The sequence below is a fragment of the Bradyrhizobium campsiandrae genome, from assembly GCF_014529705.1.
GTDB classification, from domain to species: Bacteria; Pseudomonadota; Alphaproteobacteria; order Rhizobiales; family Xanthobacteraceae; genus Bradyrhizobium; species Bradyrhizobium campsiandrae.
The window spans coordinates 31,364-44,995 of sequence record NZ_JAANIH010000006.1; the positions used below are offsets into that span (position 1 = coordinate 31,364).

10 protein-coding genes and 1 pseudogene are annotated in these 13,632 nt (G+C 64.3%); all 11 read left to right on the plus strand.

The window, feature by feature from the left end:
- The first annotated feature begins 269 nt into the window (after nt 1-269).
- Nucleotides 270-593 (plus strand): STAS domain-containing protein, encoded by a 324-nt coding sequence (locus G8O24_RS06055; RefSeq protein WP_188097482.1) that lies wholly within the window; start codon nt 270-272, stop codon nt 591-593.
- Entirely contained in the window at nt 593-958 is a 366-nt protein-coding gene (locus G8O24_RS06060) for a response regulator (RefSeq protein ID WP_092300982.1), read from the plus strand. The genes G8O24_RS06055 and G8O24_RS06060 overlap by 1 nt, the downstream gene beginning before the upstream one ends.
- The gene (locus tag G8O24_RS06065; RefSeq protein ID WP_188097484.1) at nt 955-3,054 is read left to right on the plus strand and encodes a chemotaxis protein CheA; all 2,100 of its coding nucleotides are present in this window, start codon (nt 955-957) and stop codon (nt 3,052-3,054) included. Before G8O24_RS06060 ends, G8O24_RS06065 begins: the two co-directional genes overlap by 4 nt.
- A pseudogene (locus G8O24_RS06070) lies at nt 3,054-3,515 on the plus strand (chemotaxis protein CheW). Before G8O24_RS06065 ends, G8O24_RS06070 begins: the two are co-directional and overlap by 1 nt.
- A 41-nt stretch (nt 3,516-3,556) precedes the next feature.
- Entirely contained in the window at nt 3,557-5,281 is a 1,725-nt protein-coding gene (locus tag G8O24_RS06075; RefSeq protein ID WP_188097485.1) for a methyl-accepting chemotaxis protein, read from the plus strand.
- A gap of 53 nt (nt 5,282-5,334) precedes the next feature.
- Entirely contained in the window at nt 5,335-7,269 is a 1,935-nt protein-coding gene (locus G8O24_RS06080) for a methyl-accepting chemotaxis protein (protein WP_188097487.1), read from the plus strand.
- A 63-nt stretch (nt 7,270-7,332) separates the two neighbouring features.
- Complete coding sequence (locus G8O24_RS06085) at nt 7,333-7,821, plus strand: chemotaxis protein CheW (RefSeq protein WP_188097488.1); 489 nt, start codon at nt 7,333-7,335, stop codon at nt 7,819-7,821.
- Nucleotides 7,822-7,887: 66 nt separating this feature from the next.
- Nucleotides 7,888-9,693 (plus strand): methyl-accepting chemotaxis protein, encoded by a 1,806-nt coding sequence (locus tag G8O24_RS06090; RefSeq protein WP_188097490.1) that lies wholly within the window; start codon nt 7,888-7,890, stop codon nt 9,691-9,693.
- Between the two features lie 140 nt (nt 9,694-9,833).
- Nucleotides 9,834-10,688, plus strand: a complete 855-nt coding sequence (locus G8O24_RS06095) for a CheR family methyltransferase (protein WP_188097492.1) — start codon at nt 9,834-9,836, stop codon at nt 10,686-10,688.
- Nucleotides 10,689-10,706: 18 nt separating this feature from the next.
- Nucleotides 10,707-11,804, plus strand: a complete 1,098-nt coding sequence (locus G8O24_RS06100; protein WP_188097493.1) for a protein-glutamate methylesterase/protein-glutamine glutaminase — start codon at nt 10,707-10,709, stop codon at nt 11,802-11,804.
- A complete protein-coding gene (locus G8O24_RS06105) occupies nt 11,801-13,522 on the plus strand; it encodes a chemotaxis protein (protein WP_188097495.1) in 1,722 nt (573 codons plus the stop codon). The genes G8O24_RS06100 and G8O24_RS06105 overlap by 4 nt, the downstream gene beginning before the upstream one ends.
- The last annotated feature ends 110 nt before the right edge of the window (nt 13,523-13,632 follow it).

A 13,632-nucleotide genomic window follows, 5' to 3' on the forward strand; every position in this document is an offset into this window, starting at 1 on the left:
TCGGATGGCGAGGCGCGATCTCGACAAATAGCCGGTGCGATTTAACGTGAAGCAAACATCCGTGCGGCGCCGCGCCGCCTCAACGTTGCGCGCAACGCATGAGATTTGGGCGGGCTATGCACGCCTGCATGCAGACGCGAGATTTCGCGGATTGTGACCCGTAGTTGTACGGACGGGTTCATTAGGGGTTTGCACACACTCCGAAGCGAATAGTCCTCATGTCAGATTCGCGTCATGCGTGCAGCGAATCTCCGGAAATTGGGGGACGAATGTCGTCTGATGTCACTGCGCCGAAGTGGTCCCTACGGCTGCCTGCGGACTGCAGCATCGCTGCGATCCGTAGTGTCTATGACCTGATCCGTGAAGCCTTCAACCGGCAGGACCGGCTCGAGATCGACTGTTCGAGCGTCGACAAGGCCGACGTGACCTCGATCCAGCTTCTGCTGTCTGCTGCCAAGACCGGCGATGCCCAGGGCCGCCCGGTGGTCTTGACGTCCTTTTCCCAATCTCTGCGTAACACTCTTCGCCGCGCCGGTTTCGCCAGCGAGGCGATGATTGATCAGCACTTCCCGCAAAAGAAAGATGGCACCTAATGGCCACGATTCTGACCGTCGACGATTCGCCCAGCATCCGGCAGATGATCAAGGTCGTGCTCGAGCCGGCCGGTCACAGTGTGATCGAGGCGGGTGACGGCGCTCAAGGCCTCGCCAAGGCGCAGGCCGGCAAGCTCGACCTCGTCATCACCGATCTCAACATGCCCGTCATGAACGGGCTGGAGTTGATCAAGGCGCTGCGCAAGCTTCCGAGCGCGGTGGGCATGCCCATCGTCTTCCTGACCACCGAATCCAACGATACGGTCAAGCAGGAGGCCAAGAGCGCCGGCGCCACGGGGTGGATCACCAAACCGTTCAAGCCCGAGCAGCTGCTCGCTGTCGTCGCAAAACTGGTGCGCGCATGAGTGCGATGGACCCGACCGAGGTCTTTCGGCAGGAAGCCAGCGAGCTGTTCGAGGTCCTGGAAGGGGCCCTGCTCGATCTTGGCCAGCGGCCCGACGACCGCGAGCTGGTCGACTCCGCCTTCCGCGCCCTGCACACGATCAAGGGCTCGGGCGCGATGTTCGGCTTCGACAAGGTCGCTTCCTTCACCCACGAATTCGAGACCGCGTTCGATCGCGTTCGCAAGGGCGAGATCAGGCCGACCCAGGAGTTGATCTCGGTCGCGCTCGCCGCCAAGGACTATATCCGCGCGCTGATCGAGAATCCTCAGTCGACCGACGACATCATCGGCGAGGCCATCCTCGACGATCTCAAGCGCTTCGTCTCGTCCGATCAGTCTGCCGCGGCCGTTGTCGAAGTCGCCGGAGCGCCGCCGCTGGCCCCCGTCGAGAGCAAGCAGGCCGGCTGGCACCTTCATCTGGAATTCGAATCCCACATTCTGCGCAACGGCTCGAACCCGCTCGATCTTCTGGAAGATCTCTGCAAGCTCGGTCCCTGTTTCGTCGTGCCGATCACCGACGGCGTTCCGTTCCTCGACGAAATGGAGCCGGAAGACTGCTATCTGAAGTGGGACGTCAAGCTGCATGCGGCTTGCGACAAGGACGCGATCGACGACGTCTTCATGTTCGTCTCGGACGAGATGAAGCTGACGCTCTCGCCGCTCGAGCATGTCGAAGTGCCTGCGCCGGCGCCGCCGTTGCAGCTGCTCGACGAGGACCCGATCGCAGCGGCCGAGATGCCTGCGCCGGTCGTCGAGGCCGTTGCGGTCCCCGTTGTCGAGCAGCCCGTCGCAAAGGCGCAGTCTCAATCCAAGACCAATGTCGAAGTCAAAGCCGAGCCGAAGCCTGAACCGAAGGCCGAAGCCAAGCGCGACGAGCGCGGCATCGCCACCGTCCGTGTCCAGGCCGAGCGTCTCGACGAGCTGATGGATCGGGTCGGCGAGCTCGTGATCGCGCAGGCGCGGCTGAGCCAGCTTGCGGCTTCCGGCTCCGATCTTTCGATCAAGATGATCGCCGAGGAAATCGAGCGTCTCGCCTCCTCGTTGCGCGACACCACGATGGGCGCGCGCATGGTGCCGATCGGTTCGCTGTTCGGCCGCTTCCGCCGCCTGATCCACGACCTGTCGCGCGATCTGTCGAAGCCGGTCGAGTTCGTCACCTCGGGCGAGGACACCGAACTCGACAAGACCATGATCGAGTGTCTGGCCGATCCGCTCGTGCACCTGATCCGCAATGCCATCGACCACGGCATCGAGGACACCGCGACCCGCGCCGCCAATGGCAAGACCGAGCAGGGCCGGAACGGGCTCGCGGCCGTGCATTCCGGCGCGCAAGTGCTCGTCACCGTCAAGGACAATGGCGGCGGCCTCAATACAGCCCGCATCCGCGCGAAAGCGGAAGAGCAGGGGCTGATCGCGGCCGGCGCGGTGCTCACCGATCACGAGATCCACCAGTTCCTGTTCCATCCCGGCTTCTCGACCGCGCAGACCATCTCGGCGCTGTCGGGCCGCGGCGTCGGCATGGATGTGGTCAAGCGCACCATCGAGAATATGCGCGGCACGATCGACCTGTCGACCAGGCCCGGCCAGGGCACCACGGTGACGCTGCGCCTGCCGCTCACGCTTGCGATCATCGAAGGTCTTCTGATTCGCGTCGGCGAAGGCCGCTATATCATTCCGCTGTCGGCGGTCGAGGAATGCGTCGAGCTGACCGCCGAGGACGAGCGCTCGCGAGGCCGCAACTTCCTCAACGTACGTGGCAATCTCGTTCCCCTCCTGCCTCTACGCGAGATCATGTCGTCGACCGGCTTTCCGGATCGCCACCCGAAGACGATCATCATCTCGACCGGTGAGACCCGCGTCGGCCTCGTCGTCGATCAGATCATCGGCAACCACCAGACGGTGATCAAGTCGCTCTCCAAGCTGCATTCGGATGTCACGATCTTCTCCGGAGCGACCATCCTCGGCGACGGCACAGCGGCACTGATCCTCGACGTCGCGCAGCTGGTCGCGCTGGCGCAGTCGAAGGTCGAGAAGCAGCATATCAGCGAGGCGGCGTAATGACCGAAGCTTTGGCGGCGGAACACCAGGTCGACGCGATGCAGGTCGTGATGATCGGTCTCGGCGAAGAGAAGTTTGCGCTCGATGCGGGGCTTGTCCGCGAAATCATCGACCCCGTGCCGGTGACGAAGGTCGCCGGCGCGCGGTCGTTCGTTCCGAGCGTGATCAACGTGCGCGGCAATGTCATTCCGCTTGCGGACCTGCGTATCCGCTTCGGCATGCCGCAGCTCGAGGATTCCGCCGATACGCGGATCGTGGTGATCGAGATCGAGCTCGACAACGAACCGGTGCTCGTCTGCGGAACCGCTGACAAGATCTAAGAGGTCCCGGATCTCTCGCGGACCGCCGTGCAGCGTGCGCCGCGCGGCGGCATGCACGGCAATCCCGAGTGCATTCGTTTCATCGCGAAGAGGCGTGAAGAGTTCGTCATCGTTCCGAACATGGAACGCATTCTGAATTGAAATAAGGGCCTCGCGAGAGGTCTGAGGGGCAGGGGCTGAAGATGAGATTTACGGTTAAGGCGAAGCTGGCCAGTGCGTTCGGCCTGGTCATCGTCCTGTCCATGGTCGCCGGCGGCGTCGCCTATATGAAGCTCGGCGACATGATGGCAACCGCCGACAGCATGGTCCTGCGCGCAAAGCGCATGGAAAAGGCGATGGAGATCGAGAAGGACGTTCTCATCCAGCTCCGCGCGGAAAAGAATGCCATCATCGGCAGTGAAAGCGAAGTCGAACTGGCGGCGGCTGACGCCGCCAAGCGCCGCGATGCAGCCTTGAAGACCAGGGACGAGGTCTACGCCCTGGCGAGCGAGGCGGGCAGGAAGCTGCTCGACGGCTTTGCCGCGACATACGCCAAAATGAATGCCTATCAGGAAGAGACGATCCGGATCGCCAGGACCGACAAGGCCAAGGCGGCGGACCGCTCGACCAATGAGGGCCGCAAGGTCGTGAACGAAGCGCTCGAGTCGATGGGCGCCTATGTCGAGAACACCAAGAAGCAGATGGCCGACCAGGCCCTCGCGTCGAAGGAGGAGGGACATCAGGCGCAATTCCTGCTGATGACGCTTCTCGGCGTGTCGCTGATGGTTGCGGTGGGCGCGGCTCTGTGGATATCGATTGCGATCAGCCGTTCGCTCGGCCGCGCGGTCAATCTCGCCGGCGCCGTGGCCAATGGTGATCTCAGCCAGACCATTCCCTCCGCCAGCAACGATGAGATCGGCGATCTCATCCGGTCACTGAACCTGATGGTCGGCAAGCTCCGGCAGATCGTCGCCGAAGCGATCACCGCGGCGCAAAACGTCTCGGCCGGTAGCCAGGAGCTCTCCGCCAGCGCCGAGCAACTCTCGCAAGGTGCGACCGAGCAGGCTTCTTCTGCCGAGGAAGCCTCGTCCTCGATGGAGGAAATGGCCTCGAACGTGAAGCAGAACGCTGATAACGCCAACCAGACCGAGAAGATCGCGGCGCAGTCGGCCAAGGACGCGGAAGCCAGCGGCGTCGCCGTCGGCCGCGCCGTCAACGCGATGCAGACGATCGCCGAGAAGATCACGATCGTGCAGGAGATCGCACGGCAGACCGATCTTCTCGCGCTCAACGCCGCGGTCGAGGCCGCGCGCGCCGGCGAGCACGGCAAGGGGTTCGCCGTCGTCGCCTCCGAAGTGCGCAAGCTCGCCGAACGCAGCCAGGCTGCGGCGGCCGAGATCGGCACGTTGTCGACGGAAAGCGTGAAGGTCGCCCAGGAAGCGGGCTACATGCTGTCGAAGCTCGTGCCCGACATCAAGAAGACGGCCGAACTGGTCCAGGAGATCACGGGGGCTTGCCGCGAGCAGGACGTCGGATCGGCCCAGATCAACCAGGCGATCCAGCAGCTCGACAAGGTCGGCCAGCAGAACGCCAGTGCGTCCGAGCAGGTGTCCTCGACCTCGGAAGAGCTCGCCTCGCAGGCCGAGCAGCTGCAGTCGACGATCTCGTTCTTCCGGATCGAGGAGGGCTCGCGCAAGACGAAAGCCGCTCCTCAGGAAATTGACCGCGCCGTCAGCCAGCTTCGTACCAAGGCCGCAAAGATGGCCGACGCCGACGGCCGCGGCAGGAAGCCGGCCGCCAAGCCCGCGCGGGCGCTGAAGGCCGCGGGTGGCGGAGGCGGCTTTGCCTTCGACATGGACGACGGCGAAGACGACCGCGACGCCGAGTTCCAACGATATGTGTTGTTGCTTGACGGGCTCAGCACGTGATGTCGCTCGCGAATTCCAACATCAATCCGGGCCTGGCCCGAAGGTTCTGAAATATGCGCTTCACCGTCAAAGCAAAGCTGGCGACTGCTTTTGGTGCCGTCCTGCTCCTCTCCATGATCGCGGGTGGCGTCGCCTATCTGAAGCTCGCCGATATGGCCAACTCCACCGAGGTGCTGATTGGAGCCGCCGGACGATCGGCGAAGGCCGACGAGTTGCAGAAGGATCTGCTGCTTCAAATCCGCGCCGAAAAGAACGCGATCCTGGCGCAGTCAGACAGCGACGTCGAGCGCTACGCCGGTGAGGTACGCAAGATTCGCGAGGACCTGCTCAAGACGAAGGATGACATCTACGCGACCGCCCCCGAACCCGGAAAGAAGATGCCCGTCCGGTTCTCGCCGCTTTACCGCGACGTGAATGCCGCCCCGGACGAGTCCCTTAACTTCGCGCGATCCGACAAGGCCAAGGCTCTGGAGCAATCGACCGGACCGGTTCGCAAGGCCGTCGCCGAGGCATCGAAGAGCCTCGATGAATATGTCGGCTTCCTCAAGAAGCTGATGGACGAGCGGGCTGAACAGTCGCGGGTGGAGAGCAGCCACGCCCAGATGCTGCTCTTGAGCATCCTGATCGCCTCCTTGCTCATCGGCGCCGCTGCTGCGACCCTGATTGCGCTCAGCATCAGCCGCGCGTTGACGAAGGCCGTCGGGCTGGCGAATGCGGTCGCAAGCGGCGATCTCAGTCAGACGATCGACGTCAAGAGCAACGACGAGGTCGGTGATCGCGTCAGGTCGCTGAATGGGATGACCGCAAATCTCAACGCGACGGCCGCGATCGCCAACGAGGTCGCGCTGGGCAACCTAGCCGTGGAAGCCAAGCGTCTGTCCGACAAGGACACGTTGGGCATCGCCCTGGAGCGGATGATCGCGAGCCTGAACACCAATGCGGAGGTCGCCAACGAGATCGCGCGGGGCAATCTCATGGTCGAAGCCAAGCGCATTTCCGACAAGGACAAGCTGGGCATCGCGCTGGAGACCATGGTCGAAAAGCTCAGGCAGATCGTCACCGAAGCAATCACGGCGGCCCAGAACGTTTCGGCCGGCAGCCAGGAGCTCTCCGCCAGCGCCGAGCAGCTGTCGCAAGGCGCGACCGAGCAGGCCTCCTCTGCGGAAGAGGCGTCGTCCTCGATGGAGGAGATGGCCTCCAACGTGAAGCAGAATGCCGACAACGCCAACCAGACGGAGCAGATCGCCGCGCAATCGGCCAGGGACGCGGAAGCCAGCGGCGCCGCCGTGGGTCGCGCCGTCAACGCGATGCAGACCATCGCCGAGAAGATCACCATCGTGCAGGAGATCGCCCGCCAGACCGACCTGCTCGCGCTCAACGCGGCCGTCGAGGCCGCGCGCGCCGGCGAGCACGGCAAGGGCTTTGCGGTTGTCGCCTCCGAGGTGCGCAAGCTCGCCGAGCGCAGCCAGGCCGCGGCCGCCGAGATCGGTACGTTGTCGACGGAGACCGTCAAGGTCGCGCAGGAGGCCGGCGGCATGCTGGCCAAGCTCGTGCCCGACATCAAGAAGACCGCCGAGCTCGTGCAGGAGATCACCGCCGCCTGCCGCGAGCAGGATGTCGGTTCCTCGCAGATCAACCAGGCGATCCAGCAGCTCGACAAGGTCGGCCAGCAGAACGCCAGTGCCTCCGAGCAGGTGTCGTCGACTTCGGAAGAACTCGCCTCGCAGGCCGAGCAGCTCCAGTCGACGATATCGTTCTTCCGGATCGAGCAGGCGGCGCACAGGGAAAAGGCTGCGGCTGGGCCGATCGATCGCGCGGTAGGCCAGCTCCGTGCCAAGGCCGCACACATGGCCGTGGCCGATCGCGGCGCGAAGAAGCCTGCGGCCGTGAGGCAGCCGGCGCGTGCGCTCAAGGCGGCCAATGGCGGCGGCTTTGCCTTCGACATGAACGATGCCGACGACGATCGCGATGCGGAGTTTCAGCGTTAGCCGGCGGCCCGACCTCGCGGTCGGGCGGCCTTCTCGAAATCTCGTGACCGGGTGGACTATATCATGGCCGCAACCTCGCAATATCTGACGCTCGGGCTCGCCGGCGAGACGTTCGGCATCAGCATCCGCAACGTGCGGGAAATTCTCGACATGCGGCCGATCTCGCGCCTGCCGCATGCGCCGAATTTCCTGCTCGGCATGATCGACGTTCGCGGCGCCGGCTACCCCATCGTGGATCTCCGGACCAAGCTCGGTCTGGCGGCCGCTGCCGCCACCGAGGCAACCCGCATCATCATCCTCGACGTGCCGATGAAGGACCGCCTCGTCGGCGTCGGCTTCGTTGCCGATTGCGTGTTCGAGGTGACTGATATCGACGAGCAGGCGATCGAGCCGATCCCCGAAGTGGGTGGAAAATGGCAGTCCGACTATGCCGCCGGCATCGGCCGCAAGGGCGAGAAGTTCGTCGTCATCTTCGATCTCGCGAAGCTGATGGCCAGTGATGAATTTCCCGAGGGGCGCGAAGCGTCTGTTGACTCATCCTGCCCCGCCTGAACGCGTAGCAGCAAAGCGTCGCCAAGCGTAGCAACCCCTTTCACGCCAAGATAACGAGCAAGAAAAATGAGATTCACCGTCAAAGCGAAGCTTGCGAGTGCCTTCGGCCTCGTCATTCTGCTGTCCGCCATCGCGGGTGCAGTCGGCTACGTCAAACTGACCGATATGGCTGCGACGACCGAGGTTCTGACGGCGGCGGCAGGACGCCTGGACAAAGCCAGTCAGTTGAAGGAGTTGATCCTGCAGCAGGTGCGCGCTGAAAAGAACGCGCTGCTGGCGAGCTCAGACAGCGAGGTGGACCGTTTCAACACCGAGATTGGCAGCCTTCGCGCGAAAATGATGCAGGCTAGGGACGAGGTTCACGCCGTTGCCACCGAGAACGGCAAGAAAATTCTCGACAAATTCTCCGGAGCCTACGCGCACATGAACAGCGTCGAGGATCAGGCGCTGCACCTGGCAAAAGCCGACAGGGCAAAGGCGGTCGAGCTGTCGACCGTGGAGGTTCGCAAGGCGGTCGTCGAGTCGACGGCGGCGCTGGACGAATACGTCGTCTTTCTGCGAAAGCTGATGGCGGATCGTTCGGAGCAGGCCAGGGAGGACGGTGCTCGCGCCCAGCTGATGCTGATCAGCCTCGTCCTGGCGTCATTGCTGGTGGCCGTGGTCGCCGCGACCTGGATCGCGCTGAACATCAGCCGCGGACTGAGCCGCGCCGTTAACCTCGCGGATGCGGTCGCAATCGGCGATCTCAGCCACAAGATCGAGGTCTCGAGCAATGACGAGGTCGGCGACCTCGTCAAATCGTTGACGGCGATGACGGTGAACCTGAACGCAACCGCGGCGGTCGCCAACGAGATCGCCCAAGGCAATCTCACCATCGAAGCCAAGCCCCTGTCGGACAAGGATACGCTTGGCCTGGCACTCGAGCGCATGATCGAGAAGCTCCGCCAGATCGTCGCGGAAGCGCTGACGGCGGCCCAGAACGTCTCCGCGGGCAGCCAGGAGCTGTCGGCGAGCGCCGAGCAGCTCTCGCAAGGCGCGACCGAGCAGGCCTCTTCCGCCGAAGAAGCATCCTCCTCGATGGAGGAGATGGCGTCCAACGTGAAACAGAACGCCGACAACGCCAACCAGACCGAGAAGATCGCGGCCCAGTCCGCCAAGGATGCGGAGGCGAGCGGTGCGGCCGTCGGGCGTGCCGTCAACGCGATGCAGACCATCGCCGAGAAGATCACCATCGTGCAAGAGATTGCCCGCCAGACCGATCTGCTCGCGCTCAACGCGGCGGTCGAGGCCGCGCGCGCCGGCGAGCACGGCAAGGGCTTTGCGGTGGTTGCCTCCGAAGTACGCAAGCTTGCCGAGCGCAGCCAGGCCGCCGCAGCCGAGATCGGCACGCTTTCGGCCGACACCGTCAAGGTCGCGCAGGAGGCCGGCTCCATGCTCGCCAAACTCGTTCCCGACATCAAGAAGACCGCCGAGCTGGTCGAGGAGATCACCGCGGCCTGCCGTGAGCAGGACGTCGGTTCGGCCCAGATCAACCAGGCCATCCAGCAGCTCGACAAGGTCGGACAGCAGAACGCCAGCGCCTCCGAGCAGGTATCCTCCACGTCGGAGGAGCTTGCCTCGCAGGCCGAGCAGCTTCAGTCGACGATCGCCTATTTCCGTATCGAGCATGGCGGAAGGAATCCTGCTGCGGCGCCGATCGACCGCGCCGTCAATCAGCTCCGTGCCAAGGCTGCAACCATGGCGGCGACTGAACGTCCCGCCAAGAAACCGCAGTCAAAGCCGGCGCGCGCGATGAAGGTGGCGGGCGGCGGCGGCTTTGCTTTTGACTTGAACGACGGCGAGGATGATCGGGACGCCGATTTTCAGCGCTGAGATTTTCGAAGGATAGGTCCACCTCGCTTCCGGGGTGGACCTATCCATCTTCTGTTGTCGCGTAAACGCGTAGGATTCAATATGGCCCGTCTGGCCCGACATTCATTGCGTGCGGGCCTTCGGGGCCGAGGCTGGCGGCCATGATCCCCGCCGTGCAGGATACGGACGTGCACCTGTCGGACCGTCATTTCCGGACCATTGCCGAATTGATCGAGGGCCAGGTCGGCATCAAGCTGCCGCAGGGCAAGCGGCTGATGCTGGAGGGGCGCCTGCACAAGCGGGTGCGCGCGCTGAATTTCTCCGACCTGAACGACTATGTCGACAATTTGTTCGAGGCCGATCATTTCGAGACCGAGCTCACCCATCTGATCGATGTGGTGACGACCAACAAGACCGATTTCTTCCGCGAGCCGCAGCACTTCGACTTCATGCGGGAGATCGCCATCCCGTCGCTGCTCAAGTCGCACGGCCGCAGAAACGCGAATCTGAAAGTCTGGAGCTCGGCGAGCTCCACCGGCATGGAGGCCTACACCATCGCCATGGTGCTGGACGACATGGCGCGGAGCGGATCGCGATTCCAGTATCGCATCCTCGGAACCGACATCTCGACCGCGGTGCTGCGCCTCGCCAAGACCGCGATCTACACCCGCGACGTGCTGGCGCCCGTGCCGGAGCCGTTCGTGAAGCGGTATTTTCTCTCCTCGCGCGACAAATCGCGCGGCGAGGTGCGGGTGGTTCCGGAATTGCGGCGCATGACGCATTTCATGCGGATGAACCTGATGGATCCGTCCTATCCCGTCGACCGGGATGTCGACATGATCTTCTGCCGCAACGTGCTGATCTATTTCGACAAGCCGACGCAGCGAAAGGTCGTCGAACAGCTCTGCAGCCACCTTCGGCCGGGAGGATATCTGCTGGTCGGACATTCCGAATCGATGATACACAGTGCCGTTCCAGGCTTGAAGCAGGTTCAGCCGACCATTTTCCAGGTCTGACCGGGAGCACATGTCATCATGCCGAGGGAGAAAGTTCGCGTACTGATCGTGGACGATTCGGCGTCGGTGCGCCAAATCCTTCAGACGATCCTCAATGACGATCCCGACATCGAGGTGATGGCGACGGCGTCCGATCCGTTCGTAGCGGCGCGGCGTCTGCAGGACGAAATCCCCGACGTCATGATTCTCGATCTCGAGATGCCGCGCATGGACGGCATGACGTTCCTGCGCAAGATCATGGCGCAGCGTCCGATCCCCGTGATCATTTGTTCTTCGCTTACCGAGGAGGGCTCGAACGTGATGTTCGAGGCATTCGAGGCCGGCGCCGTCGACATCGTGCCGAAGCCGAAGATCGACACGAGACAGGCCTTGCTCGAGTGCTCGACGCGGCTGCGCGAAGCCGTGAAATCGGCAGCGCGCGCGCGCGTGCGGCCGCGCGCGGAGCGACGGGCGATCGAGAAGAAGCTGACGGCGGACGCTATCATCCCGCCGCCGGTGCAAGGCAAGGTTCGACCGACGACCGAGCGCATCGTGTGCATCGGGGCATCGACCGGGGGCACGGAGGCGCTCAACGACGTTCTCGAAATGCTGCCGGCGAACTGTCCTCCCATCCTGATCGTGCAACATATGCCGGCTGGCTTCACGGCTGCCTTCGCCAGGCGTCTCGACAGCGTTTGCCAGATCCGCGTCAAGGAAGCGGAGGATCGCGAGCCGGTATTGCCGGGCTGCGCGTATATCGCGCCGGGCGCCCACCACATGCTGGTCCAGCGCATCGGCCCCCGCTACCAGGTCGCGCTCAAGGACGGCCCGCCGGTGTCGCGGCATCGTCCCTCAGCCGATGTGCTGTTTCGCTCCGCGGCCCAGCATGCCGGCGCCAATGCGCTCGGGGTCATCATGACCGGCATGGGCGACGATGGCGCACGCGGCATGCTGGAGATGCGCAAGCTCGGCGCCGCGACCCGCGCGCAGGACGAAGAGAGCTGTGTGGTGTTCGGCATGCCCAAGGAAGCCATCGCCCATGGCGGGGTCGAGAAGGTGGTTCCGCTGCACCACATTTCGCGCGAGATCATGCACTGGTCCCAGGCCGGGCCGGTGGTGGCGGGCTTAGCGCGATGACCGCCATTTCGACCGGCAAAGTGACTGAGACCATCGCTGCGGTCGAGGACGTCTCGTCGCGCATCGAGGACGTGTTTGCGCGCGTCGGCCACGAGCTCGGTCGTGGCCACATCATGTTCAAGGAGCTCAATCTGGGCCTCGCCTCCCTGTCCGGCGAACTCTCCGGCGCGGAGATCGAAGGAGCCGCAACCGCCCTGCAGGAGACCGCGGCGCGGCTCAGCGAGCTGGCGCGGGCGCTGCCTGCCGAGAGCGCGCTGCTCGCGATGATCGGAAAGAGCACGACCGAGGCATCTGCGCTGCTGAAGCCGCTGTTCAAGCATGTCCAGATGATCACCATCATCGCGCGTAGCGCGCGGATCGAGGCGGCGTCGCTCGAGGGCGATCGCGAGGGCTTTCTCGCCTTCACGCAGGAAGCTTACGATCTGGGCAAGGCCGTGCAGGGCTCGATCGAGGGCTGCGCGCGGGGCCAGCAGCATCAATCGGAAGCGGTTGCCACCGCCTCGGGTCGGCAGAAGGAGCTCGAGAGCCGCTATGGCGATCAACTGATCGCCGAGAGCGCCGAGCTTGGCGCGGCCTATTCCGGCCTGCGTGACCAGCGCAGCAAGAGCAGCCATCTCGCCGACCTCGCGAGCGGCAGCACGCGGAAGATCGCCGAGGCCGTCGGCAGCGCGATCATTTCCTTGCAGGCCGGCGACAGCACGCGGCAACGCCTGGAACATGTCTGCCATGGCCTGCGCCTCTCATCCAGCTCGGAGCCGAGCCTCGTCCCGGGGGCGGTCGCAAGCGAAGACGGCGCGCACGCAATCCGCAAGCTTGAGGCGGCCCAGCTCAGGGACGCCCAGCGCGAGTTTAGCGGCGACATCGGTCAGATCATCCGGGCACTGTCGGCGATCCTGAATGACGCGGGAAGCGTCGTCGGTCACGGCCGCTCGCTGTTCGGCGGCGAGAATGGTTCCTCGTCGTCGTTCCTGACCCGTATCAAGCAGCGGCTGGCTCAGGCCTCGACCCTGATCGCAACTTGCGAGAGCGCTGGCCGCTCGGTCGACGAGGCGCTGGCGGTCGTCGAGGAGACGCTGGCGAAATTTCGCCAAGCGATAGCGGGCTTGGCCGAAGCCACGGTCGATATCACGTTGATCGGCATGAATGCGGGTCTCAAGGCGAGCCATCTCGGCAGCCGTGGCAGCGCTTTCGTCGTCATCGCCAACGAGCTCAAGGCGACCGCCGACCAGGTCTCGGCGGGCGCCGGGCGCTTGCGGCCCGTCCTCGATGGCATTGAGCGCTCCGCCAGCCAATTGAAGGACCTTCGGGTTCAGGGTGATCCGACCCAGCTTGCCAATCTCGAGCCGCAGATCCTTCGGGCGCTGCGCGAGGTCGAGACCGGGAACGAACGGCTCGGCAAGCTGATGGGCCGGCTCGTGGACGAAGGAGCGGAGTTCGAGGGGTTGATGAACTCGGCGCAGGGTTTGATGAGCTCGCTCGGCGAGAGCTCCGCGGCGCTGCCCGCCGTCGCGGCACGCCTCGAGACCGCAAGCGCAGGTACGCATCGGCCGCAGCCGCAGGACGAGGCGCTGCTCGACGATCTCTTCGCGCGCTACACGATGGAGCGTGAGCGCGACGTCCACCGCGAATTCCTGCGATCCCTCGGGCTTTCGTCGACCGCGGCCGCACGCCGGGTCGAGGAAGTCGCGCCGGCGGATGACGGCATCGAGCTGTTTTAGGCTCGCCACCGCGGCGCGCGCATGCGGCGCCGGCAATTTGACGGATTGATTTTGCAGGACGTTAACCGTGGCGCAATGCGCGCCACGTCGGCCATTGTCGCGCCCCACAG